Origin of the sequence: Streptomyces sp. NPDC051921 (assembly GCF_040680975.1) — a bacterium.
In the GTDB taxonomy this organism is placed as follows: Bacteria; Actinomycetota; Actinomycetes; order Streptomycetales; family Streptomycetaceae; genus Streptomyces.
In genome coordinates this window covers 172457-195799 of the sequence record NZ_JBFAXU010000004.1, presented here as the reverse complement: position 1 = coordinate 195799, position 23343 = coordinate 172457, and the positions used below count along the sequence as shown (strand labels likewise).

Genomic DNA, 23343 nt, shown 5'->3' with positions numbered 1-23343 from the left:
GCTTTCGCTGGCGCGGTGCCGGCGGCCTGCGGTCAGCGGGCCTCGACCGGGACGAAGTCGCGGAGGACCTCGCCGGTGTAGATCTGGCGCGGGCGGCCGATGCGGGAGCCCGGCTCCTTGATCATCTCGTGCCACTGGGCGATCCAGCCCGGAAGGCGGCCGAGGGCGAAGAGCACGGTGAACATCTCGGTCGGGAAGCCCATCGCGCGGTAGATGAGGCCCGTGTAGAAGTCCACGTTCGGGTAGAGGTTGCGCGAGACGAAGTAGTCGTCGGAGAGCGCGTGCTCCTCCAGCTTGAGCGCGATGTCGAGCAGCTCGTCGGACTTGCCGAGAGCCGACAGGACGTCGTGCGCCGCCGCCTTGATGATCTTGGCGCGCGGGTCGAAGGACTTGTACACCCGGTGGCCGAAGCCCATCAGGCGGACGCCGTCCTCCTTGTTCTTCACCTTGTTGATGAAGGAGTCGACATCGCCGCCGTTGGCCTGGATGCCCTCGAGCATCTCCAGGACGGACTGGTTGGCGCCACCGTGGAGCGGGCCCCACAGGGCCGAGATGCCGGCGGAGATCGAGGCGAACATGTTCGCCTGCGAGGAGCCGACCAGGCGGACGGTGGAGGTCGAACAGTTCTGCTCGTGGTCCGCGTGCAGGATCAGAAGCTTGTCGAGCGCCGACACCACGACCGGGTCGAGGTCGTAGTCCTGGGCCGGGACCGAGAAGGTCATGCGCAGGAAGTTCTCGACGTACCCGAGGTCGTTACGCGGGTAGACGAACGGGTGTCCGACCGACTTCTTGTACGCGTAGGCCGCGATGGTCGGCAGCTTGGCGAGCAGCCGGATCGTCGACAGGTGGCGCTGCTTCTCGTCGAACGGGTTGTGGCTGTCCTGGTAGAAGGTGGACAGCGCGGAGACCACGGACGACAGCATCGCCATCGGGTGGGCGTCCCGCGGGAAGCCGCGGAAGAAGTTCTTGACGTCCTCGTGGACCAGCGTGTGCTGGGTGATCTCGTTCTGGAACGTCGTGAGCTCGTCCGCCGTCGGCAGCTCGCCGTTGATCAGCAGGTACGCCACCTCAAGGAAGGTGGACTGCTCGGCCAGCTGCTCGATCGGGTAGCCGCGGTACCGCAGGATGCCCTTCTCGCCGTCCAGGTAGGTGATGGCGGATTTGTAGGCGGCGGTGTTGCCGTATCCGCTGTCCAGGGTGACCAGACCGGTCTGGGCTCGGAGCTTCCCGATGTCGAAGCCCTTGTCGCCGACGGTGCTCTCGACCACCGGGTAGGTGTATTCACCGTCCGCGTACCGCAGTACTACAGAGTTGTCGCTCACGTCATCCCTCACCGACGTAGTGCCTCTTCTTCGAGGTGCCCTGACTGTCTCTACCATCCCCCATTTGGCTCAGGAGAGTGCACTCGGGGTCGACCATTGGGCCAATCGGCGGCACTCAGTGCCGCCAACCTGCTTATCCTGCCCCCTTCGCCCCGGTTCCGGAAGTCCTCCGTGATCTTTCACACGACAGTGGCCCCTGTGAGGCGATGGGCGAGTGCGGTAAAGCGGCGACCGGCTGAAACCGTGCGCACCGCCTGGGCGATCGCCTTGCGGGAACCGACCAGGACGACGAGCTTCCGGGCCCGGGTGACGGCCGTGTAGAGCAGATTCCGCTGGAGCATCATCCAGGCGCTGGTGGTGACCGGGATCACCACTGCCGGATACTCGCTGCCCTGGGATCGGTGGATGGTCACAGCGTAGGCATGGGCCAGCTCGTCCAGCTCGTCGAAGTCGTACGGCACCTCCTCGTCCTCGTCCGTGCGCACGACGAGCCGCTGCTCGACGGGGTCGAGGGAGGTCACGACGCCGACGGTGCCGTTGAAGACGCCGTTGGCGCCCTTCTCGTAGTTGTTGCGGATCTGGGTGACCTTGTCGCCGACGCGGAAGACCCGGCCGCCGAAGCGCTTCTCGGGCAGGTCCGGGCGGGCCGGGGTGATCGCCTGCTGGAGCAGCCCGTTGAGCGAGCCGGCTCCGGCGGGGCCCCGGTGCATGGGCGCGAGCACCTGCACGTCGCGGCGCGGGTCCAGGCCGAACTTGGCGGGAATCCGGCGGGCCGCGACGTCCACGGCCACCCGGGCGGCGTCCTCGGTCTCCTCCTCGGCGAACAGGAAGAAGTCCGGCAGGCCGGTCGTGACGGGCGGGAGCCCCTCGTTGATCCGGTGCGCGTTGGTGACCACCCCGGACTGCTGGGCCTGTCGGAAGATCCGGGTGAGCCGGACGGCGGGGACCGGGCTGCCCGGGGCGAGCAGATCGCCGAGGACCTCGCCGGCGCCGACCGAGGGCAGCTGGTCGACGTCCCCCACCAGGAGCAGATGGGCACCCGGCGCCACGGCCTTGACCAGCTTGTTCGCGAGCAGCAGGTCCAGCATGGAGGCCTCGTCGACCACGACCAGATCGGCGTCGAGCGGCCGGTCCCGGTCGTAGGCGGCGTCGCCGCCCGGCTTCAGTTCCAGGAGCCGGTGCACGGTCGAGGCCTCGGCCCCGGTCAGCTCGGCCAGCCGCTTGGCCGCCCGCCCGGTGGGCGCGGCGAGCACCACCTTGGCCCGCTTGGCCCGGGCCAGCTCCACGATGGAGCGGACCGTGAACGACTTGCCGCAGCCGGGGCCGCCGGTCAGCACGGCGACCTTACGGGTCAGGGCGAGCCGCACGGCCTCCTCCTGCTCGGGCGCGAGCGAGGCCCCCGTGCGGTCGGCGAGCCAGGCCAGGGCCCGGTCCCAGGCGACGTCCCGGAAGGCCGGCATCCGGTCCCCCTCGGCGGACAGCAGCCGCCGCACCTGCCCGGCGAGGGACAGCTCGGCCCGGTGGAACGGAATCAGGAACACCCCCGTGACGGGCAGGCCCTCGGGTCCCGGCACCTTCTCCCGCACGACCCCTTCGGGGTCCTCGGCGAGCTCACCGAGGCACTCGATGACGAGCCCGGTGTCGACCTGGAGCAGCTTCACCGCGTCCGAGATGAGCCGCTCCTCGGGCAGGAAGCAGTGCCCCTGGTCGGCGGACTGCGACAGCGCGTACTGCAGCCCCGCCTTGACCCGGTCGGGGCTGTCGTGGGGGATGCCGACCGCCTGGGCGATCCGGTCGGCGGTGAGGAAGCCGATGCCCCAGACGTCGGCGGCGAGCCGGTAGGGCTGGTTCCTCACCACGGAGATCGAGGAGTCGCCGTACTTCTTGTAGATGCGTACGGCGATCGAGGTGGAGACGCCGACGCCCTGCAGGAAGACCATCACCTCCTTGATGGCCCTCTGTTCCTCCCAGGCCGCGGCGATGTTCTTCGTGCGCTTGGGGCCCAGGCCCGGGACCTCGATCAGGCGCTTGGGCGACTCCTCCAGGATCTGCAGGGTGTCCAGGCCGAAGTGCGTCGTGATGCGGTCGGCGAAGACGGGCCCGATGCCCTTGACGAGGCCCGAGCCGAGATAGCGGCGGATGCCCTGGATGGTGGCCGGCAGGACGGTCGTGTAGTTCTCGACGGTGAACTGGCGCCCGTACTGCGGGTGGGAGCCCCAGCGGCCCTCCATCCGCAGGGACTCCCCCGGCTGGGCGCCGAGCAGCGACCCCACGACCGTCAGCAGGTCACCGGAGCCGCGGCCGGTGTCGACACGGGCGACCGTGTACCCGTTCTCCTCGTTGGCGTAGGTGATCCGCTCCAGGACCCCTTCGACCACTGCGGGATTGGACATGGTCCGACGGTAGCGAAACCCTCGGACAACCGGGCCCGGCTGTGGACGGACGACGGTCCGGTGACGGCGCCCAGGCCGGCGGGTCCCCCTGGCCGCCCTCCCGGCATGCCGACGAAAGGGGCGGACCGTAGCGTTTCCGGTATGAGTGAAACCGCGCGTGAGTCCTCGTTCGAGGACGACGTCCTTCAGGAACTCGGCGACGACAGGCTCCAGGAGATCTCCGGGCTGCTCGGCACGGACGCCCCCGAGGCACGGCGGCTCGTGCGCAGTTCGGTGTCCGAGCTCTCCGGCGAACTTCGCTCGGCCGCCGCCGAGCCGGTCAGCGCCGACGAGGTACGCGCCGCCGTCGCCGAGGTCTCCACCGCCGAACCGCCGCTCCAGGGCGTCGCCACGTTCGGCGGCCTGGTGGGCGGCGGGCTGATGGCCGGCGTCCTGAGCAAGCTGGCCGAGCCCGCGGCCGGCGCGGTCGCGAAGAAGACCGGCCTGCCGGCGCCGACCGTGCGGCGGGCGGTCGACCTGCTCGTCCCGGTCGTCCTGGCCGTGCTGACCCGGCGGGCCGCGGGACAGCGGGGCGGCGGGCTCGGGGACATGCTGAGCGGCGGGGCCCGGAAGTAGCGCCCCGCCCCCTCCGTCGACTCCGTGCGGGCGATCGTCCCGCAGGGCGGGACGGGTGGGCACACGGGACGTCAGCCCCCGCGGGGCCGGGCTCACTGCGCTCTGACGCCTGCCGCCACCGCGCCGCGTCGAACCCCCGTGGGCCTCCCCGCCCTCGTCGCCTCACACCGCCAGGAACGCCTCCACCGTCTCCTCCAGGACCGTCACCCCGTCCCTCCCCCACAGCTCCTCGTTGAAGAGCTCCACCTCGACCGGCCCGGCGTAGCCCGCCTTCTCGACCAGGGCGGCCCAGGCCTTCAGGTCGATCGTGCCCGTGCCCAACTGCGCGCGTCCGTCGAGGACTCCGGCCGGGAGCGGTGTGGCCCAGTCCGCGAGCTGGAAGGAGTGGATGCGGCCGCCCTCGCCCGCGCGGGCCACGGCGGCCGGGGCGCGGTCGTCCCACCACAGGTGGTAGGTGTCGACGACCACGCCGACCTGCTCGGCCGGGAAGTGCTCGGCGATGTCCAGCGCCTGGTCCAGGGTGGAGATCGCGCACCGGTCGGAGGCGTACATGGGGTGGAGGGGCTCGATGGCGAGCCGGACGCCCCGCCGACCCGCGTACGGGGCGAGGGTGCCGATCGCGGCGGCGATGCGGGCGCGGGCCCCGGGCAGGTCGCGGCTGCCGGGCGGCAGGCCGCCGGAGACGAGCACGAGGGTGTCGGTGCCGAGGGCCACGCACTCGTCGATCGCGGCGCGGTTGGCCGCCTCCCAGCCGTCGGTCGTGAAGAAGCCGCCCCGACAGAGGGTCGTGACGGTCAGTCCGGCGTCGCGGACGAGCGCGGCGGCGGCCTCGATCCCGTACTCCTGGACGGGTTCGCGCCACAGGCCGACGCCGGGGATGCCCAGGCGCACGCAGTGCGCGACGAGGTCCGGGAGCGGGAGCTGCCGGACCGTCATCTGGTTGAGACTGAAGCGGTCGAGGTTCACCGGGGCACCCCGTACACGTCGAGCAGGGACCTCAACCGGGACTCCGCCAGCAGCGGGTCGGGGAACAGGCCGAGGCCGTCGGCGAGCTCGTAGGCGCGGGCGAGGTGCGGGAGCGAGCGGGCGGACTGCAGGCCGCCGATCATCGCGAAGTGGTCCTGGTGCCCGGCCAGCCAGGCGAGGAGCACCACGCCCGTCTTGTAGAAGCGGGTCGGGGCCCGGAAGAGGTGGCGGGAGAGTTCGACGGTCGGGTCGAGGAGCGTGCGGAAGCCATCCGTGTCACCCGTGTCGAGGACCCGGACGGCCTCCGCGGCCAGCGGGCCGAGCGGGTCGAAGACGCCCAGCAGCGCGTGGCTGAAACGCCCTCCCGCCGAGGGCTCCTCGCCCGCGATCAGTTCCGGGTAGTGGAAGTCGTCGCCCGTGTAGCAGCGGACCCCGTCGGGGAGGCGGCGGCGCAGCTCGACCTCGCGCCGGGCGTCCAGGAGCGAGACCTTGATGCCGTCGACCTTGTCGGGGTGGGCCGCGATCAGCTCCAGGAAGGTCTCCGTCGCCGCGTCCAGGTCCGCCGAGCCCCAGTAGCCCTCCAGGGCCGGGTCGAACATCGGGCCCAGCCAGTGCAGGACGACCGGGTCCGCGGCCTGGCGGAGCACCTGGCCGTACACCTCCGCGTAGTCCTCCGGGCCCCGGGCCGTGGCCGCGAGCGCGCGGGAGGCCATCACGACGGCCTGGGCACCGGCCTCCTCGACGACCGCGAGCTGTTCCTCGTAGGCCGCGCGGACTGCCGGAAGGCCGGCGGTGCCGGTGAGCTGGTCGGTGCCGACGCCGCAGGCGATCCGACCGCCGACGGCCCGCGCCTCCGCGGCGCTGCGGCGGATCAGCTCGGCCGCCCCGGCCCAGTCGAGGCCCATGCCGCGCTGGGCGGTGTCCATCGCCTCGGCGACGCCGAGGCCGTGGGACCACAGGTGGCGGCGGAAGGCGAGGGTGGCGTCCCAGTCGACGGCTGCGGGGGTGTCCGGGGTCGTGTCCGCGTACGGGTCGGCGACGACGTGCGCGGCGGCGAGGACCGTACGGGAGACCAACGGCCCGCCGGCCGTGAACGCGAGGGGTTCGGTGCGCGGCTCGTACGCCCGCAGCGTCCCGTCCGCCCCGGGCAGCCGGATCACAGGGTCACCTCCGGGACCTCCAGGCGGCGGCCCTCGGCGGCGGAGCGCAGGCCCAGCTCGGCGAGCTGGACGCCGCGCGCGCCCGCGAGCAGGTCCCAGCGGTAGGGCTCGCCGAGGGCGACATGGCGCAGGAAGAGTTCCCACTGGGCCTTGAAGCCGTTGTCGAACTCGGCGTTGTCGGGGACGTCCTGCCACTGCTCGCGGAAGGCCTCGGCGGCCGGTACGTCCGGGTTCCACACCGGCTTCGGGGTGGCGGAGCGGTGCTGGACACGGCAGTCGCGCAGGCCGGCGACGGCGGAGCCGTGGGTGCCGTCGACCTGGAACTCCACCAGTTCGTCGCGGTGCACGCGGACCGCCCAGGAGGAGTTGATCTGGGCGACGGCGCCGCCCTCCAGCTGGAAGATGCCGTACGCGGCGTCGTCGGCGGTCGCCTCGTACGGCTTGCCCCGCTCGTCCCAGCGGCGCGGCACGTGGGTGGCGACGTGGGCGGTCACTGAGGTGACCCGGCCGAAGAGCTCGTGGAGCACGTACTCCCAGTGCGGGAACATGTCGACGACGATGCCGCCGCCGTCCTCGGCGCGGTAGTTCCAGCTGGGGCGTTGGGCCTCCTGCCAGTCGCCCTCGAAGACCCAGTAGCCGAACTCGCCGCGTACGGACAGGATCTCGCCGAAGAAGCCGCCGTCGATCAGCCGCTTCAGCTTGCGCAGGCCGGGAAGGAAGAGCTTGTCCTGGACGACGCCGTGCCGGACGCCCTTCTCCCGGGCCAGCCGGGCGAGTTCGAGGGCGCCGGCGAGGTCGGCGGCGGTCGGCTTCTCGGTGTAGACGTGCTTGCCCGCCGCGATCGCCTTGGTGAGCGCGGCGACGCGGGCGGAGGTCACCTGCGCGTCGAAGTAGACGTCGACGGTGTCGTCGGCGAGGACGGCGTCCAGGTCGGTGGACCACTCGGTCAGCCCGTGGCGCTCGGCGAGGGCGCGCAGCGCGGGCTCGCGGCGGCCGACGAGGACCGGCTCGGGCCACAGGGTCTCGCCGTCGCCGAGGTCGAGTCCGCCCTGCTCGCGCAGCGCGAGGACCGAGCGGACGAGGTGCTGGCGGTAGCCCATGCGTCCGGTGACGCCGTTCATGGCGATGCGGACCGTTCTGCGTGTCACGAAGGTGTTCCTCTCCTCGGGCGAGCCGTACGTCACGCTGACGGAAAGCACGGATAGAAAGCGCTTTCTATCGCGCATGACGCTAGCCTGCCGACATCACCGCCGACAAGGCCCTGGAGGTACGCACGCGATGACCGTCACCCTGGCGGACGTGGCCGCCCGCGCACGGGTCTCCCCCGCGACCGTCTCCCGCGTCCTCAACGGCAACTACCCGGTCGCCGCCGCCACCCGCGAACGGGTCATGCGCGCGGTCGACGAGCTGGACTACGTCCCCAACGGCCCCGCGAGCTCGCTCGCCGCCGCGACCTCCGACCTGGTGGGCGTCCTCGTCAACGACATCGCCGACCCCTTCTTCGGGATCATGGCCGGGGCCGCGCAGGGCGCCATCGGCGAGACCGGGGCGGGCCGCGCCGGCGGCGAGAAGCTGGCCGTCGTCTGCAACACCGGCGGCTCCCCCGAGCGCGAGCTCACCTATCTCACCCTGCTGCAGCGGCAGCGGGCCGCCGCCGTGATCCTCACCGGCGGCTCCCTGGAGGACCCCGAGCACCTGGCGGCGGTGACGGCCAAGCTGACGAAGCTCACGGACGCCGGCACCCGGGTCGTGCTGTGCGGGCGGCCCCCGCTCGCCGACCTGACCGCCGCGACCCTCGCCTTCGACAACCGGGCGGGCGCGCGCCGGCTCACCGAGCACCTGCTGGCGCTCGGCCACCGGCGGATCGGCTACGTGGCGGGGCCGGCCGGCCGCACCACGACCCGGCACCGGCTGGAGGGCCACCGTGAGGCGCTGCGCGAGGCCGGGCTCGCCGAGGGGCCCACGGTGCACGGCCCGTACGACCGCGCGTCCGGCTACGACGCCACCGTCGAACTCCTGCGCCTCGCCCCGGACCTGACGGCCGTCGTCGCCGCCAACGACACCGTCGCGCTCGGCGTCTGCGCGGCGCTGCGCGAGAGGGGCATGAGCATCCCCGGCGACGTCTCGGTGGCCGGCTTCGACGACCTGCCGTTCTCGGTCGACGTGGTACCCGCGCTGACCACCGTACGTCTGCCGCTGCACGAGGCGGGCGCCCGCGCGGGACGCCTCGCCCTCGGCGCGGAGGAGGCACCGCCGGGCGGGCTGGCGACCATTGTGGCGGAGCTCGTGGTACGGGGGTCGACGGGGCGCCCGCGAGCCTGAGGGGGCGGGCGGCTCCGCGGGGTCCGGGCCGCGCGCCGCGCCCGCCCGGGTCCGGGCGACCGCTCGGTGACCGTGCGGCCCCGGGCGGGCCGAGCGCGTCAGTAGTAGCGGCTCATGATCTCGGTGGACCAGCCGGGCTGGTCGACCGGGCCCTGCGGGCCGAACTCGGCCATGTACGGCTTGATGTCGAGCACCGGGGTGCCGTCGACCGCGTCCAGGCCCTGGACGTGGACGTCGAGGCCGTCCGTGCGCAGCAGGCGGCAGCGGGAGACGCCGAGGCGGTTGGGGCGGTTCTTGCCGCGCTGGGCGAAGATGCCGACGAGCGGCCAGTCGGTGTTGCCGCGGGGGTGGCGGGCGCCGGTCTCCACGGCGTCCTCCGCCACCCGGTCGAAGTGGTAGACCACCTCCAGGTGGGAGAAGGCGTCGAGGCCGGCCAGCGCCTCCGGCCCGAACCGGGCGGCGTCGAGCCGGACGACGGCCGTGACCTCGCCCCACTCGTCGTCACGCACGTCGGCACGGCCGCCGACGACCCGGCCGATCGGATGGGTGACCACGGGCTCGGCGACGACGGGCTCGGTGACCACGGGCTCGGCGACGACGGGCTCGGTGACGACGGGCTGTCGGGTCATGGGCGGTCTCCTCCTGGTGCGGGCGGCTGGTGCTCGGGCAGGCGGGTACGGATCTCGTCAGACGGGGCGGGCGTCGCCGTCCAGGCCGACGGCCGACAGCACCGCCGCCACCGTCTCCTCGACCGTCTGCTCCGCGTTGTCGATCCACACGCCCTCGCCCGACAGTTCGGCGCGCATCGCCTCGTCGAGGAAGGCCCAGTTGGTCGTCAGGCGCTTGTGGCGGGCGTTGTTGCGCTCCCACGCCTTGTCGGGGCCGGGCGCCAGGACGACCACGTGGAGCGGCCCCGCCTTCACCTGGGAGCGGTAGAAGTCGAGGTGGGCGCGGCGGACCACCACGTCGTCCAGGACCGGCAGGAAGCCGGCCGTGACGAAACTGTCCGCCAGGAGGCAGGCGTTGCGGGCACGCAGCAGGATCTGCCGGTCGGCCTCCGGGTCGCCGTCGGGGGTGGGCCAGTGGCAGCCCTCGACGATGAGTTCCTGGAGCTTGTCGACCTCGATGTGCGCGGAGCGGGCGAACCGGGCCGCGAGGGCCGCCGCGACGGTGCTCTTGCCGCTGCCGGGGATGCCGACGAGGAGGACGGTGCCGGGGGCGGGTTCGGGGCTGTCGACGGTGACGTTCTCGAAGGTCATGCACGCTCGTTCACGGTGAGAGGGACAGGGCCGGTCGGAACCGTAGCCGCTTCCGCCGCCGGGCGCCTGCGAATTGTCAGCGAGGTCAGCGCCACTCCCCCGACCAGGAGGGCGGCCGCGCCCCAGCGCAGCGGGCTGACCGGTTCGCCGAGGACGAGCGCGGCGGAGGACATGCCGAAGACGGGCACGAGGAGCGAGAACGGGGCCACCGAGGAGGCCGGGTGACGGCGCAGCAGCCAGCCCCAGGCGCCGAAGCCGAAGACGGTGGTGATCCAGGCGACGTAGACGATGACGCCGGCACCGGTCCAGTCGAGCGCGCGCAGGGCGTCGAGGTCCCGTTGCGGCCCTTCGAGCAGCAGGGAGAGGGCGAGCAGCGGCAGGACGGGCACGGTGCTGACCCAGACCATGAAGTTGAGCGGGTCCGGCGGGGCGGCCTTGCGGGTGAGGACGTTGGAGACGCCCCAGCAGACGGCGGCGGTGACGACCAGGGCGAAGCCGGTCATGGAGCTCGACGCACCCTCGTCGAGGGCGGCGAGACCGATGCCGGCGAGGGCGACGCCCATGCCGAGGAGCTTGATCCTGTCGGGGCGCTCGCCGAGGGCGAGGAAGGCGAAGAGGGCGGTGAACACGGCCTGGACCTGGAGGACCAGGGAGGACAGGCCTGCCGGGGCGCCGAGGCTCATGCCGGTGAACAGGAGGCCGAACTTGGCCACGCCCAGCGCCAGGCCGACGCCCACGATCCACTTCCAGGCGACCTTGGGACGGCCGACGAGGAAGACGGCCGGCAGGGCGGCGACGAGGAAGCGGAGGGCGGAGAAGAGCAGCGGCGGGAAGTGGTCGAGGCCGATCTCGATGACGACGAAGTTGACTCCCCAGACGGCGGCGACCAGGGCGGCGAGGGCGATGTGGGCGGGGCGCATACCGACGAGGATCGCCCGTCCGGAACATGTAGCACCAGCGCGGATTCCTACATGGTTGGATGAAGCATCGCTACATCCAAACATCCACGCATCCACCATCCACACATCCACGCATCCACACAGCCACACAGCCACACAGCCACACAGCCACACAGCCACAGCATCCCGGGAGGATCGCGTGCTGGATCTCGGACGTCTGCGGGCGCTGCACGCCGTCGCCGTGCACGGCACGGTCGGCGCCGCCGCCACCGCCCTCGGCTACACCCCCTCCGCCGTCTCCCAGCAGATCGCCAAGCTGGAACGGGAGACCCGCACGACGCTGCTCGAACGCAGCGGCCGGGGCGTGCGTCTCACCGACGACGCCCGTCAGCTCGCCGACACCGCCGAGCGGCTGTTGTCCCTGGTGGAGGAGGCCGAGGTGCGCCTGGAGGAGCGGCGCGGCCTACCGGCCGGCCGGCTGCGGATCGGCTGCTTCCCGAGCGCGGCGCGCGGACTGATGCCGCGGGTGCTCGCGGACCTGGCGGTTCGTCACCCGGCGCTCGACGCCCGCCTGTCGGAGGTGGACCCGCACCTGTCCGTGGACCTGGTGGCGCGGGGCGTCCTCGACCTGGCCGTGGCGCACGACTGGGACATCGCCCCGCTGCCCGTACCGCCGGGTGTGGAGCAGGCGGTGATCGGCGACGACCTCTGCGACATCCTCGTCCCCCGGGAGCACCCGCTGGCGGAGCGGGACGTGGTGCGGCGCGAGGAGCTCAGCCAGGAGCGGTGGATCACCCAGCCGCCGGGGACGGTGTGCCACGACTGGCTGATGCGGACGCTGCGGGCGACCGGGTACGAGCCGTTGATCGCCCATCAGGCGGAGGAGAACCACACGCAGGTGGCCCTGGTGGCGGCCGGGTTGGGGATCGCCCTCGTACCGCGGCTGGGACGCGGGGCCCTGCCGCCGGAGGTGGCGCCGCTGCGGCTGGACCCGATCCCGACGCGGCGGCTGCGAGCGCTGTGGCGGACCGGGGCGGCCCGCAGGCCGGCGATCACCGAGACGGTCCGCACGCTCCAGGACCTGTGGCCCGAGGTCGCGGCGGCGGAGTGAACCGACCGGGCGCGGGGCGCGGCGGCGGAGTGAGGTACCGGGTGCGGCGGCGGAGTGGGCCGGCCGGGCCCGAGGTCGCGGCGGCGGAGTGAACCGACCGGGCGCGGGGCGCGGCGACCGGGTGACGCCCCGGCGCCAGGCCGCGTTTCTTGCGCGGATCCTTGACCTGGCAGTTACTTTCCGGCTATCCGTGACTCCTTGGAAGTTTCCTTCACCGCTTCCTCCCCTCACACCCCGCACGGCCGGAAGGAGCACCAGTGCACCACCGCGCCCCCTCGCCCGCCCCGTCCCGACGGACCGTTCTCACGGTGAGCGCCGCGGCCGCGGCGGCCGCCGTCACCGGCGTGACCGCCCCGGTCGCCCACGCGGAATCCGAGGTCGCCGTCCGCCGGATCCTCGCCGGCATGTCCCTGGAGGAGAAGGTCGGCCAGCTGTTCGTCACGCGCGTCTACGGCCACTCCGCGACCGCCCCCGACCAGGCCGACATCGACGCCAACCTCAAGGAGCTCGGCGTCCGCACCGCGGCCGAGCTTGTCGAGCGCTACCACGTCGGCGGCGTCATCTACTTCGCCTGGGCGCACAACACCCGCGACCCGCACCAGATCGCCGGCCTCTCCAACGGCATCCAGCGGGCCGCCCTCGCCAAGGCCACCCCCATCCCGGTGCTGACCTCCGTCGACCAGGAGCACGGCGTCGTCGCCCGGGTCGGCAGGCCCGCCACCCTCATGCCCGGCGCGATGGCGCTCGGCGCGGGCGGCTCGTACGCCGACGCGCGCAAGGTGGCGCAGATCGCGGGCACCGAGCTGGCGGCCATCGGCATCCGGCAGGACTACGCCCCGGTCGCCGACGTCAACGTGAACCCGGCCAACCCGGTCATCGGCGTGCGTTCCTTCGGCGCCGACCCCGAGGCGGTCGCCACCCTGGTCTCGGCCCAGGTCAAGGGCTACCAGCAGGCCGGGGTCGCGGCGACCGCCAAGCACTTCCCCGGGCACGGCGACACCGCCGTCGACAGCCACACCGGCCTGCCCGTCATCGCCCACACCCGGGAGCAGTGGTCCACGCTCGACGCCCCGCCGTTCCGGGCCGCGATCGCCGCGGGCATCGACTCGATCATGACCGCGCACATCGTGGTGCCCGCCCTCGATCCGAGCGGCGACCCGGCGACCCTGTCCCGGCCCATCCTCACCGGCATCCTGCGCGAGCAGCTCGGCTTCGACGGGGTGGTGGTCACCGATTCGCTGAGCATGGAGGGCGTGCGGACCAAGTACGGCGACGAGCGCGTTCCCGTGCTCGCCCTCCTGGCGGGGGTGGACCAGCTGCTCAACCCGCCGAACCTGGACCTCGCCTGGAAGGCGGTCCTCAAGGCCGTCAAGGACGGCGAGCTGACCGAGGAGCGGCTCGACACGTCGGTCTTCCGGATCCTGAAGCTGAAGGCGAAGCTGGGCCTGTTCACCCACCCGTACGTCACCGACGACGGCGTGGACCGGGCGGTCGGCACCGCCGCGCACCTCGCCCACGCCGACCGGATCGCCGAGCAGACCACGACCCTGCTGGTCAACGAGGGCGGCCTGCTGCCGGTCAGCCGGCTCAGCCACCCCAAGGTGCTCGTGGTCGGCGCCGACCCGGCCTCGCCGTCGTCCACCACGGGGCCGCCGACCGCCACCCTGGCCGGCGCCCTCACGGAACTCGGCTTCACCGCCCGGGCCCTGTCGACCGGCTCCGCCCCCACCGCCGCGAAGATCGCGGAGGCGGTGGCCGCCGCGGCCGGCCAGGACCTGGTCGTGGTGGGCACGTACAACGTGTCGGCGACGAGCACGCAGCGCACCCTGGTCGCCCGTCTGGTCGAGACGGGCGTGCCGGTGGTGACGATCACCCTGCGCAATCCGTACGACGTCGCCCGCCTCAGCGGACAGCGGGCCACGCTCGTCACCTACTCCTGGACGGACGTCGAACTGCGCGCCGCCGTGCGGGTGCTCGCGGGCCGCGCCGTGCCACGCGGCCGGCTGCCCGTCCCCGTGCAGAGCGCGGACGACCCGGCGACGGTGCTGTACCCGATCGGCTTCGGCCTGACGTACGCCTGACCGGACGACGATGAGCCGGCCCCCCTCGGAGGGGGGCCGGCTCATGTCACGCGCGGGCTGGGGGCAGGGGCCTACGGGCGCAGGCCGTGCTCCCGGGTGGCGTCCTCGTCGACCGGCCGGTCGAGGCGGGCGTCGAAGCGCGCCAGCGGCTGCGCGGCCTGCACGGCGGGGGCGTCGACCCCGGCCCAAGCGAGGATGCGGGCGGTGGCGTTGGCCTTCTCGGCCTCGACGAGACCGGCCACGTTGGCGCCGTGGTTGGCGCCCGGCGCGACGTACACGTAGCTGTCGCGGGCACCCTTGCCGAGGCGGAACTGCTCGGCACCCCACGGGTCGTTGCCGCCGTAGACGAACAGCATGTGGTTCGCGTTGTGGCGGACCCAGGTGTCGACGTCCCGCATGACCCACGGCTTGAACTTCATCGGGATCTCACGCGGCACGAAGGAGCTGGCCGGCTGGTAGCCGTAGCGGCTCAGGCCCGCCAGGTGCGGCTGCTTGATGGTGGGCGAGCCGAGCTCGGTCGCCGCCTGGTAGTAGTACGGCGTGTACCCCTCCAGGCCCTGGTCGGTGTAGGCGGACCAGCCGGAGTAGGCGTCGATCGTCTCGTAGACGGTGTCGTCGCTCGCAGTCGCCGCGTCCGGGATCTGGTCGCAGACGTCCTGGCCGTAGTACTGCCAGAAGCCCCACACGAAGTCGAGGACGACGGCCTCGTACGCCTTGTCGAGCGAGCCGACCGTGTTGAAGGTGGCGCCCTCCGACTCGGCCCAGGCCTGGTACTTCTTCTCCAGCGGCTCGCGGCGCACGAGGGCCTCGCGCTGCATGGCGTTCAGGCGGTCGCGGCACTCCTTGGTGCCGACCGTCTCGAAGAACCGGTCGTAGGCCGAGTCCTCCTTGTTGACCACGTCGTTGGGCGCCACGTAGGCGACGACGCCGTCCATGTCCTTCGGGTAGAAGCGCTCGTAGTAGGTGGCCGTCATACCGCCCTTGGAGGCGCCGGTGGAGAGCCACTTCTTGCCGTAGACCGCCTTGAGCGCGGTGAAGATGCGGTGCTGGTCGCTCGCGGCCTGCCAGATGTCCAGCTTCGACCAGTCGGCCGGCTGCGGCCGGGACGGGGTGAAGAAGCGGTACTCCATGGAGATCTGGTTGCCGTCCACGATCCGGGTCGGCTCGCTGCGGCTCGGGGTGGTGCTCAGCCCGTAGCCGCTGGTGCGGAAGACGGTGGGGCGGTTCGTGTCCTTGTGGAGGACCGAGATCCGCTGCTGGAACGTGCCCGCCCACGGGCGGCGGTGGTCGATCGGCTGTTCGTAGTTCAGGACGAAGTAGCGGTAGCCGGCGTACGGCTTCTCCTCGATCAGGCTCATCCCGGGGATCGCCAGGATGCGGTCCTTGATGTCCGTGCTCTGCGAGTCGGCGACGGACGTGCTGCCGGTCTCCGAGTCCGCGGCGGTAGCCACGCCGGTCGAGCCGGCGGTGCCTATGAGCACCGAAAGCGACAGCGCCCATATCAGCGACTTGCGCATTCACCCTCCCCTTGGTTCACAACGGTGTCGTGAACCTAGCGGGGCGAACGTGCGGGCCGCCAGACCTGGTTGGGACTTACCTATGCATCAGCACAGGATCCAGCCCGTGGCCGTGCCGCGCCCCGCGATGCTCGCGGACGCCCGTACGCAGCGGTTGAGCGCGTGCACGGTGACCGGCCCGGCCTGCCGCCCGAACCGCCCGGCGCTGACGGCGGCCCGGCCGCCGCGCGGCTGCAGCGACACCGACATGGGCCGCGGCGCGCCGGGCCCCTTCGCCACGGCGAGCGCGCAGACGTAGTGCCGGGTGCGGTAGAGCCGCAGCTCCCCGGTGGCGAAACCGATGGTGCGGGTGGGCCGCCCGGTGCACACCGAGGCGGCGTCGGCGCTCCCGGTGGCGGGTCCGGCCAGGACGAGCGTGCCGACGGCGAGGGCCAGGGCGAGCACGTGGGCGAAGGGCCGCCGGGTCACTCTCGCCACCATCGCACCGAACACGCGCACGCCTCCCCCGCTCCTGTCGTATGTGCATACGACGCAGCCGACCGCCGTTTGGTTGCCCCTCTCCGACCCCTGGGGCGCCGCGTCGATCTTCGGTACGCTGCCGGGCCGGATCAGGGGGACGGGTGGGGGTTCCGAGTGACGCATTCCCGGGCGGGGTCATTACCGGCTGCCGTGCTGACGGTGCTGGTGTCCGTTCTGCTGCTCGCGCTGGGCAGCGGCACCGCGGCGGCCGCGGACGAACCGCCCGACAACGTGTGCGTCAGGCGCACGCTGAAGGGCGCCGAGGTGACCGCCTCCGTGCGTCTGGCGCACGAGGGCCAGGACTCGACCCAGGTGAGCTCCGAGCTCGACATCAAAGTTCCCAGGACCTGGATGTGGGCCCCGTACCTCCTCCTCAACGAGGACACGGAGGAGTACCGCACCGCCATGCGGTGCCTGCTGCGCCCCTCGGACGTGCCGATGCAGTACCGCGACACCGAGTGGCAGTACCGCAAGCCGCAGGTCTCCGCCGACAAGGCCTGGATCACGGTGCGGCAGCGGACCCTGACCTGGGTGTCCGTCACGGGCGACCGCGACGTCGGGCCCTGGCACATCGAGGCCGGCGAGCGCTACTGGGCCCTGGCGCTCGTACCGCCCGACGCGCTGGCCGGCGCCCGCTGGTCCGAGATCCGGGTCGATCTCGGCGGCGAGCCGGCGCGGTCCGTCACGCCGACCCCGACGGTCGGCACCGCCACCACCCTGACCTGGACCACACAGGAGAAGACCGCCGGGCCTCCTCCCCAGGTGAGGCTGCTGCTCCAGCCACCCGCCACAAAGGCCAACTCCGCACGCTGGTCCAGCTATCCGTGGGACATGGCCAACACGCTGACCTGGATCACCTGGGACCTCGCGGTCGCCGCGCTGTCACTGGCCCTGGTCCGCACCCTCGCCCACCGGCCGCCGCTGGCGCTCCCCACCGCTGCCGAGGAGGCCACCAGGAGGAACCTGCGGCGTCTCGTTCTCGCATGGCTGCTGATCACCCTCGTCCACGCCGTGGACGACCACGTCTTCAGCGCGCTGGCTCGGCAGGTCGGAGACGGGGTCGGGGACGGGGACGGCGGAAGATGGTTCACGGACCACTGGGAGGCACTTGTCCTGGGGGTGTCGACCGCCCTTGGCCTGATGCTCTGCCGCATCGGCCGGCCTGGCCGGGCCGCCACGGCGGCGGTGGCGCTCGCCGCGGGATACATCGCAGTCGTGGTCGGACGGCCCGCACTCTTCGGACTGCCGCGGCACATGTTCCTGTACTGGGTGGACGACCCCGCGGGGGTCGCGGCCTTCGAGGACGCGGGTGGGGCGTACTGGTTCGCGCTCGCGTGCGCCGCCCTCATCTTCGTCTGGCTGGTCGGCCTGGTGAGCACCTGCCTGCGGCTGTGGAGGGACTCGAACCCGTCGACGACCGGCGGCCCGCCGCCTTCCGGCCGCTTCCCCCACGCCGTGCTCGCCGCCCTGGCGTCGGCATCCTGCGCGCTGCCCGCGGCCGGCATGCTGGCGGCGGAGAGCTGGTGGGACCGCGTGTCATGGCTGGCCGACCAGAGCGAAGGGACGGCCTATCCCGTGTTCCACACGGCCGTCGTCTTCAACGACCAGCGCTGGTTCCCCTCCAACTTCCTCGACTGGATCCCCGGTTACGTCTGGTGGTGGACCACCGGTCTCGCGCTGGCCGCCGTGGCCCGCGCCTGGCGTACGGCGCCCGGCCACACGGGCGAGACGCTGCTGCCGCGCGAACTGGACTTCCTCAAAGTGTTCTTCGTCGTTGCGGTGGCCCCTGTCGTCGGCTGGTACGGCGGGGTCCCGCTGACGCTCATCTCGCTGGCCGTCCTCTGGTTCGCACTGACCGCCCTGCTGGCGATCGGCAGACGCGGCGCCGTCCTCTCCCGGGAACTCGTCCACGGGGTCCCGCTCCACCAGGTCGTCGGAGAACGTCACCGGACCCGGTTGATGAACATGGCCCGTCAGCACCGCGAGCGACATGCCGAGTTGCGTCGCCTGGAGCAGGGGCAGGCCGAGGTGGAGCGCGCCGCCGTCGAGCGGAAGCTGGACCGGCTGCACCGCTGGACCCCGCCGAACCCGCGGCACCCGCACGAGCGCGTGCCGCTGCCGCACTCCGTCGGCCCCGTGGAACTGGCCCTCGCCTGGGGTCCGCGGGCCGACTGGTGGGACAACGCCTGCCGAGCGGCGGTGGTTGCCGCGGTGGTCGGGCTACCCGCCAACGGCGTGCTGTTCTGGATGAACCACGTCCGCGGCACCGCGTGGACCGACAAGTTCAGCCAGCGCTTCGGCTTCGTCGAGGTCGCGATGAACGTGGCCAGCGCGGAGCTGATATACGCGGGGGCCGGTTTCACCCTGGGCGCGTTGTGGCGGGTCCTGCCCGGGCGCCGCGGACCCGGCCGCGGCTGCGGTGTGGGGCTCGTCTACGCGCTCCCGCTTCTCGTCGACCAGCTCGGGAACACCCTCGCCGGGCAGCCGGGCAACAACGAGGTGCTCGACGCCGCGTTCACGACCCTCGTCCTCACCGTGACGGGCATGGTCCTCGACATCGACACGTTCCGGCGGGAACGCCGCTACTGGCCCACCCGGGCGGGCCTGCTGCTGTCGCTCTACCAGATGCGCAGCGCCTCCGCGCAGATCGCGCTGTTCGTCGCCCAGCTCGTGGCCCTGGTGACCATCTGGCAGCAGCTCAGCTCCGATCCGCCGGTGGTCCTCATCGACCACCAGGGACCGAGCGGCATCAGCGTGCCCGGCGCCGACGGCGCCTCGGGGCACTGAGCGCGGAGCCCGCTCAGCCGGCGAAGTGCGCCGCGACGAGGGAGAGGAACAGGAGGCCGGCAGCCAGGAGCACCGCCAGGCCGGCCTTGCGGGCCGGGGCGGGCGGGGCGCCGTCCGGGGTGGTCTGCGTCCAGACCAGCGCGCCCGATGCCACGGCGAGGGTGGAGAGGTAGAGCCAGCCCGGGAAGCTGCGGCAGGTCCCCCGCATGACGCAGGCCGTGCCGGTCTCGGAGGCGAGGGCGAGGACCACGACCAGGAGGGTGGCCGGGATCAGCAGCAGCCCGGCCCACAGGGACAGGACCCGGAAGCGGCGGGCCTCGCTCGGGCCCGGGGACGGAGCGCGCGGAGCGGGCAGGGACGGCAGGTGGTCGTTCATGGGAGCGATCCAACCCGTCCCCGCCGTCGCCGACATGAGCGGTCGTACTCAGACGCGCCGCCGGACCGCTCAGACCGCTCGGACCGCCTCGACGCCGACCGCACGGCCGGACCGCTCGGACCGCATCGACGCCTGACGCGCCGCTGGAGCCCTCAGACCGCCTCGACGCCCGCCGGTTCCGCCTCGCCGATGAACGTGCGCCACAGCGCCGCGTACTGCCCGTCGCGGGCGAGCAGTTCGTCGTGGGTGCCGTCCTCGGCGACCCGGCCGTGGTCCATCACGATCACCCGGTCGGCGCGGGCGGCCGTGGTGAGGCGGTGGGCGACGACGAGGGTCGTGCGCCGGCCGGCGAGACGGTCGGTGGCCGCGTTGACCTGGGCCTCGGTGGCCAGGTCGAGGGCGGCGGTGGCCTCGTCGAGGAGCAGCACGTCGGGGTCGACCAGCTCGGCGCGGGCCAGGGCGATCAGCTGCCGCTGCCCCGCAGAGAGGTTCCGTCCGCGCTCGGCGACCTCGTGGAGGTAGCCGCCGTCGAGGGTGGCGATCATGTCGTGCGCGCCGACCGCGCGGGCCGCGGCCTCGACCTCGGCGTCGCTCGCCTCCGGGCGCCCGTACGCGATGGCGTCGCGGACGGTCCCGGCGAACAGGTACGCCTCCTGCGGCACGACGCCGAGCCGATGGCGGTACGCCGTGAGGTCGAGCTCGCGCAGGTCGGTGCCGTCGGCGGTGACCCGGCCGTCCGTGGGGTCGTAGAACCGGGCGACCAGCTTGACCAGGGTCGACTTGCCCGCCCCGGTCTCGCCGACGAAGGCGACGGTCTGCCCTGCCGGGATGCGCAGGTCGATGCCGGTCAGCGCGGCGCCCTCCGCGTCGTCGGCGTCGCTCCCGTAGGCGAAGGACACGTTCTCGAAGGCGATGTCGCCGCGCAGTCCGGGGACCTCGCGCGGGGCGTCCGCGGCGGCGGTGGAGGTGGGCTCCTGGAGGAGCTCCTGCATCCGCTTCAGCGAGACGGCGGCCTGCTGGTAGCCGTCGAAGACCTGGGAGAGCTGTTGCACGGGCGCGAAGAACAGGTCGATGTAGAGCAGGTAGGCGACCAGCGCGCCGGTGGTGAGCGTCCGGTCCTCGATGCGGTGCGCGCCGACGATCAGGACGGCCGCGGCGGCCACGGAGGACAGCAGCGTGACGAAGGGGAAGTAGACCGAGATCAGCCACTGTCCGCGGACGCGGGCCTCGCGGTACTCCTCGCTGCGCGCCGTGAAGCGCTCGGCGCCCGCCCGCTCGCGCCGGAAGGCCTGCACGATCCGCAGGCCAGCGACCGACTCCTGCAGATCGGCGTTGACCACGCTGATCCGCTCACGGGCCAGCTCGTACGCCTTCACGCTGGAGCGGCGGAAGAAGTACGTGGCGACGGCGAGCACCGGCAGGGTCGCGAACACGACCAGGGCGAGCTGGAGGTCGAGCACGAGCAGCGCGCCCATGATGCCGAAGAAGGTGACGACGGAGACGAAGGCCGTGACCAGACCGGTCTGCAGGAAGGTCGACAGGGCGTCGACGTCCGTGGTCATCCGGGTCATGATGCGGCCGGTGAGCTCGCGCTCGTAGTAGTCCAGACCGAGCCGCTGGAGCTGGGCGAAGATCTTCAGGCGCAGCGCGTACAGGATCCGCTCGCCGGTGCGGCCGGTCATGCGGGTCTCGGCGGTCTGCGCGGCCCACTGGACGAGCACGGTCACCAGGGCGAGCGCGGAGGCGGCCCAGACGGCGCCGATGGCGAGCCGGTTGACGCCCTCGTCGATGCCGTGCCGGATCAGGATCGGCAGCAGCAGGCCCGCGCCCGCGTCCAGGGCGACCAGGCCCAGGCTGATCAGCAGCGGCAGTCCGAAGCCGCGGAGGAGACGGCGCAGCCCGTACGACTCCTCGGGCGAGACGGCCCGGGTCTCGTCGACGTCCGGGGTGTCGACGGCGGGCGGCAGGGCGTCGACGGCGGCGAGCAGCTCGGGGGTGGCCCCGGGCTCCCGGGGCTCGCCGTCCTCGTTCTCGTCGCGTACCCACAGGGTCGGGGTGATCCCCCGCTCGGCGTCGAACTCGGCGTCCAGCTCGGCCCGCAGCGTGCGGTCCTCGGGCACGTCGATCGGGGCGAGGTGGCCGGGCGAGACGCCGCCGAGCTCGTCGGGGTCGGTGAGGAGCCGCCGGTAGAGCGCGGAGCGTCGCTCCAGCTCCTCGTGGGTGCCGATGGCGGCCAGCCGGCCGCCGTCGAGGACGGCGATCCGGTCGGCGAGGCCGAGGGTGGAGCGGCGGTGCGCGATGAGCAGCGTGGTGCGGCCCGCCATGACGGACTTCAGGGCCTCGTGGATCTCGTGCTCGACCTTGGCGTCGACGGCGGAGGTGGCATCGTCGAGGAGCAGCAGCCGGGGGTCGGTGAGGATCGCGCGGGCCAGCGCGATGCGCTGGCGCTGGCCGCCGGAGAGGGTGAGGCCGTGCTCGCCGACCTTGGTGTCGTAGCCGTCCGGGAGCTCGGTGATGAATCGATCCGCCTGGGCGGCGCGGGCCGCCGCCTCGATCTGCTCCTGGGTGGCGTCGGGCAGGCCGTAGGCGATGTTGGCGCGGACGGTGTCGGAGAAGAGGAAGGAGTCCTCGGGCACGAGCCCGATCGCGGCGCGCAGCGAGTCGAGGGTGAGCTCGCGGACGTCGTGGCCGCCGACGAGGACGGCGCCGTGGGTCACGTCGTAGAAGCGGGGCAGCAGCAGCGAGACGGTCGACTTGCCGGAGCCGGACGAGCCGACGACGGCGACGGTCTCGCCGGGCCGGATCTCCAACGAGAAGCCCTGGAGAACGGGGCTGCCGTCCTCGTAGGCGAAGGAGACGTCGTCGAACTCGACCGTCGCGGGGGCGTCCGCCGGGAGCTCCTTCGTGCCGTCCCGCAGGGTCGGCTCGGTGTCGATGAGCTCCAGGACCCGCTCGACGCCGGCGCGGGCCTGCTGGCCGACGGTGAGGACCATGGCGAGCATCCGGACCGGGCCGACGAGGGAGGCGAGGTAGGAGGAGAACGCGACGAAGGTGCCGAGGGTGATCTGCTGCTGGTAGGCGAGCCAGCCGCCGAGGGCCAGGACGGCGACCTGACCGAGCGCGGGCACGGCCTGCAGCGCGGGGGTGTACTTCGCGTTGAGCCGGACGGTGCGCAGCCGGCCCGCGAAGAGCTTCCGGCCGGCCTCGCGGATCTTCCCGGTCTCCTGCCCCTCCTGCCCGAAGCCCTTCACGACCCGTACGCCGGTCACGGCTCCGTCGACGACCCCGGCGACGGCGGCGGCCTGCTGCTGGGCGTACCAGGTGCTTGGGTGCAGACGGGTGCGGCTGCGCCGGGCGATCCACCAGAGGGCGGGCGCGACGGCGAGCGCGACGAGGGTGAGCGGCAGGGAGAGGGCGGCCATCACGCCGAGCGAGATGAAGAAGAGGAGGAAGTTCCCGATGGTCATCGGGAGCATGAAGAGCAGCCCCTGGATGAGCTGCAGGTCGCTGGTGGCCCGCCCGACGACCTGCCCGGTGGACAGCTCGTCCTGCCGGCGTCCGTCGAGCCGGGTGAGGGTCCCGAACATCTCGGTGCGCAGATCGTGCTGCACGTCGAGGGCGAGCCGTCCGCCGTAGTAGCGGCGGACGTAGGTGAGGGCGTAGACGGCGAGGGCGGAGGCGACGAGGAGGCCCGTCCACAGGCCGAGGGATCCGGTCTTCGCGCCGATGACGTCGTCGATGACCACCTTGGTGATCAGCGGGACGAGCGCCATCACGGCCATGCCGCCGAGCGAGGACCCCAGCGCGAGCAACACGTTCGCCTTGTAGCGCCAGGCGTACGCCCAGAGTCTGCGCGCCCAGCCCTGCTGCCGCGTCCCCGTCTGTTTCTGCCCCACCGCCGCCACGTGGCGCCTCCCGTCCGTCCTGCTCTACCGGAAGCCGCAACGCGGTCGACGTGCGATTTCATCCCGCCGCAACAAACCCGGGCCCGACGACGGACGGGAACGGGTCCCGGG

At 72.6% G+C, this 23343-nt stretch carries 17 protein-coding genes; 5 read left to right on the top strand and 12 right to left on the bottom strand.

All coding sequences use genetic code 11. The features are described 5' to 3' along the window. Positions 1 to 32: 32 nt before the first annotated feature. Together AB0M16_RS07560 and AB0M16_RS07555 are read right to left on the bottom strand one after the other, a co-directional pair. Positions 33 to 1322: a citrate synthase gene (locus AB0M16_RS07560; protein WP_365339859.1), complete on the bottom strand. Its 1290-nt coding sequence runs from the start codon at positions 1320 to 1322 to the stop codon at positions 33 to 35. 179 nt (positions 1323 to 1501) lie between these two features. Continuing rightward, positions 1502 to 3715, bottom strand: coding sequence for an ATP-dependent RecD-like DNA helicase (locus AB0M16_RS07555; protein WP_365339857.1), 2214 nt, complete (start codon positions 3713 to 3715; stop codon positions 1502 to 1504). A 141-nt stretch (positions 3716 to 3856) separates the two neighbouring features. On the opposite strand from AB0M16_RS07555, the gene AB0M16_RS07550 reads away from it, so the two are divergent. Continuing rightward, entirely contained in the window at positions 3857 to 4330 is a 474-nt protein-coding gene (locus tag AB0M16_RS07550; protein WP_365339855.1) for a DUF937 domain-containing protein, read from the top strand. A gap of 162 nt (positions 4331 to 4492) precedes the next feature. On the opposite strand, the gene AB0M16_RS07545 is transcribed toward AB0M16_RS07550, so the two are convergent. The 3 genes from AB0M16_RS07545 to AB0M16_RS07535 are packed head-to-tail and all read right to left on the bottom strand — an operon-like array spanning position 4493 to position 7604. After that, the gene (locus tag AB0M16_RS07545; RefSeq protein ID WP_365340231.1) at positions 4493 to 5266 is read right to left on the bottom strand and encodes a sugar phosphate isomerase/epimerase family protein; all 774 of its coding nucleotides are present in this window, start codon (positions 5264 to 5266) and stop codon (positions 4493 to 4495) included. 26 nt (positions 5267 to 5292) lie between these two features. Further along, positions 5293 to 6456: a dihydrodipicolinate synthase family protein gene (locus tag AB0M16_RS07540; RefSeq protein WP_365339853.1), complete on the bottom strand. Its 1164-nt coding sequence runs from the start codon at positions 6454 to 6456 to the stop codon at positions 5293 to 5295. After that, on the bottom strand, positions 6453 to 7604 hold the full coding sequence (locus AB0M16_RS07535) for a Gfo/Idh/MocA family oxidoreductase (protein ID WP_365339851.1): 1152 nt from the start codon (positions 7602 to 7604) through the stop codon (positions 6453 to 6455). The genes AB0M16_RS07540 and AB0M16_RS07535 overlap by 4 nt, the downstream gene beginning before the upstream one ends. Before the next feature lie 130 nt (positions 7605 to 7734). Between AB0M16_RS07535 and AB0M16_RS07530 the strand changes: the two genes are divergently transcribed. Continuing rightward, positions 7735 to 8778: a LacI family DNA-binding transcriptional regulator gene (locus AB0M16_RS07530; protein ID WP_365339849.1), complete on the top strand. Its 1044-nt coding sequence runs from the start codon at positions 7735 to 7737 to the stop codon at positions 8776 to 8778. Positions 8779 to 8876: 98 nt separating this feature from the next. On the opposite strand, the gene AB0M16_RS07525 is transcribed toward AB0M16_RS07530, so the two are convergent. Genes AB0M16_RS07525 through AB0M16_RS07515 form a run of 3 tightly spaced genes read right to left on the bottom strand, consistent with a single transcriptional unit; the run spans position 8877 to position 10957 of the window. Further along, positions 8877 to 9407, bottom strand: coding sequence for an SAM-dependent methyltransferase (locus AB0M16_RS07525; protein WP_365339846.1), 531 nt, complete (start codon positions 9405 to 9407; stop codon positions 8877 to 8879). Between the two features lie 57 nt (positions 9408 to 9464). After that, positions 9465 to 10037 carry an AAA family ATPase gene (locus tag AB0M16_RS07520; RefSeq protein WP_365339844.1) on the bottom strand — a complete coding sequence of 191 codons (573 nt, stop codon included), beginning with the start codon at positions 10035 to 10037 and terminating at the stop codon, positions 9465 to 9467. Beyond that, a complete protein-coding gene (locus AB0M16_RS07515; RefSeq protein ID WP_365339842.1) occupies positions 10034 to 10957 on the bottom strand; it encodes an EamA family transporter in 924 nt (307 codons plus the stop codon). The genes AB0M16_RS07520 and AB0M16_RS07515 overlap by 4 nt, the downstream gene beginning before the upstream one ends. Positions 10958 to 11135: 178 nt before the next feature. Here AB0M16_RS07515 and AB0M16_RS07510 point away from each other — a divergent pair, with 178 nt between their 5' ends. Both AB0M16_RS07510 and AB0M16_RS07505 read left to right on the top strand, forming a co-directional pair. After that, the gene (locus tag AB0M16_RS07510; protein ID WP_365339840.1) at positions 11136 to 12047 is read left to right on the top strand and encodes a LysR family transcriptional regulator; all 912 of its coding nucleotides are present in this window, start codon (positions 11136 to 11138) and stop codon (positions 12045 to 12047) included. Positions 12048 to 12355: 308 nt separating this feature from the next. After that, positions 12356 to 14128 (top strand): glycoside hydrolase family 3 protein, encoded by a 1773-nt coding sequence (locus AB0M16_RS07505; RefSeq protein WP_365339838.1) that lies wholly within the window; start codon positions 12356 to 12358, stop codon positions 14126 to 14128. 71 nt (positions 14129 to 14199) lie between these two features. Here the strand turns inward: AB0M16_RS07505 and AB0M16_RS07500 are convergent, their stop codons facing one another. After that, positions 14200 to 15645 (bottom strand): aminopeptidase, encoded by a 1446-nt coding sequence (locus AB0M16_RS07500; RefSeq protein ID WP_365339836.1) that lies wholly within the window; start codon positions 15643 to 15645, stop codon positions 14200 to 14202. 87 nt (positions 15646 to 15732) lie between these two features. After that, on the bottom strand, positions 15733 to 16125 hold the full coding sequence (locus AB0M16_RS07495; protein WP_365340229.1) for a hypothetical protein: 393 nt from the start codon (positions 16123 to 16125) through the stop codon (positions 15733 to 15735). A gap of 198 nt (positions 16126 to 16323) precedes the next feature. Between AB0M16_RS07495 and AB0M16_RS07490 the strand changes: the two genes are divergently transcribed. Next, a complete protein-coding gene (locus tag AB0M16_RS07490) occupies positions 16324 to 18951 on the top strand; it encodes a DUF6185 family protein (RefSeq protein ID WP_365339834.1) in 2628 nt (875 codons plus the stop codon). Positions 18952 to 18964: 13 nt separating this feature from the next. Here the strand turns inward: AB0M16_RS07490 and AB0M16_RS07485 are convergent, their stop codons facing one another. Together AB0M16_RS07485 and AB0M16_RS07480 are read right to left on the bottom strand one after the other, a co-directional pair. Then, positions 18965 to 19327 (bottom strand): hypothetical protein, encoded by a 363-nt coding sequence (locus AB0M16_RS07485; RefSeq protein WP_365339832.1) that lies wholly within the window; start codon positions 19325 to 19327, stop codon positions 18965 to 18967. Between the two features lie 152 nt (positions 19328 to 19479). After that, positions 19480 to 23232, bottom strand: a complete 3753-nt coding sequence (locus tag AB0M16_RS07480) for an ABC transporter ATP-binding protein (protein ID WP_365339829.1) — start codon at positions 23230 to 23232, stop codon at positions 19480 to 19482. Positions 23233 to 23343 lie beyond the last annotated feature (111 nt).

What these genes read in the sequence shown, in the direction of transcription:
- AB0M16_RS07530 (WP_365339849.1), top strand. Translation starts at nt 7,735, where the DNA reads ATGACCGTCACCCTGGCGGACGTGGCCGCCCGCGCACGGGTCTCCCCC.
- AB0M16_RS07515 (WP_365339842.1), bottom strand. Translation starts at nt 10,957, where the DNA reads ATGCGCCCCGCCCACATCGCCCTCGCCGCCCTGGTCGCCGCCGTCTGG.
- AB0M16_RS07550 (WP_365339855.1), top strand. Translation starts at nt 3,857, where the DNA reads ATGAGTGAAACCGCGCGTGAGTCCTCGTTCGAGGACGACGTCCTTCAG.
- AB0M16_RS07520 (WP_365339844.1), bottom strand. Translation starts at nt 10,037, where the DNA reads ATGACCTTCGAGAACGTCACCGTCGACAGCCCCGAACCCGCCCCCGGC.
- AB0M16_RS07485 (WP_365339832.1), bottom strand. Translation starts at nt 19,327, where the DNA reads ATGAACGACCACCTGCCGTCCCTGCCCGCTCCGCGCGCTCCGTCCCCG.
- AB0M16_RS07555 (WP_365339857.1), bottom strand. Translation starts at nt 3,715, where the DNA reads ATGTCCAATCCCGCAGTGGTCGAAGGGGTCCTGGAGCGGATCACCTAC.
- AB0M16_RS07500 (WP_365339836.1), bottom strand. Translation starts at nt 15,645, where the DNA reads ATGCGCAAGTCGCTGATATGGGCGCTGTCGCTTTCGGTGCTCATAGGC.
- AB0M16_RS07525 (WP_365339846.1), bottom strand. Translation starts at nt 9,407, where the DNA reads ATGACCCGACAGCCCGTCGTCACCGAGCCCGTCGTCGCCGAGCCCGTG.
- AB0M16_RS07545 (WP_365340231.1), bottom strand. Translation starts at nt 5,266, where the DNA reads ATGACGGTCCGGCAGCTCCCGCTCCCGGACCTCGTCGCGCACTGCGTG.
- AB0M16_RS07495 (WP_365340229.1), bottom strand. Translation starts at nt 16,125, where the DNA reads ATGGTGGCGAGAGTGACCCGGCGGCCCTTCGCCCACGTGCTCGCCCTG.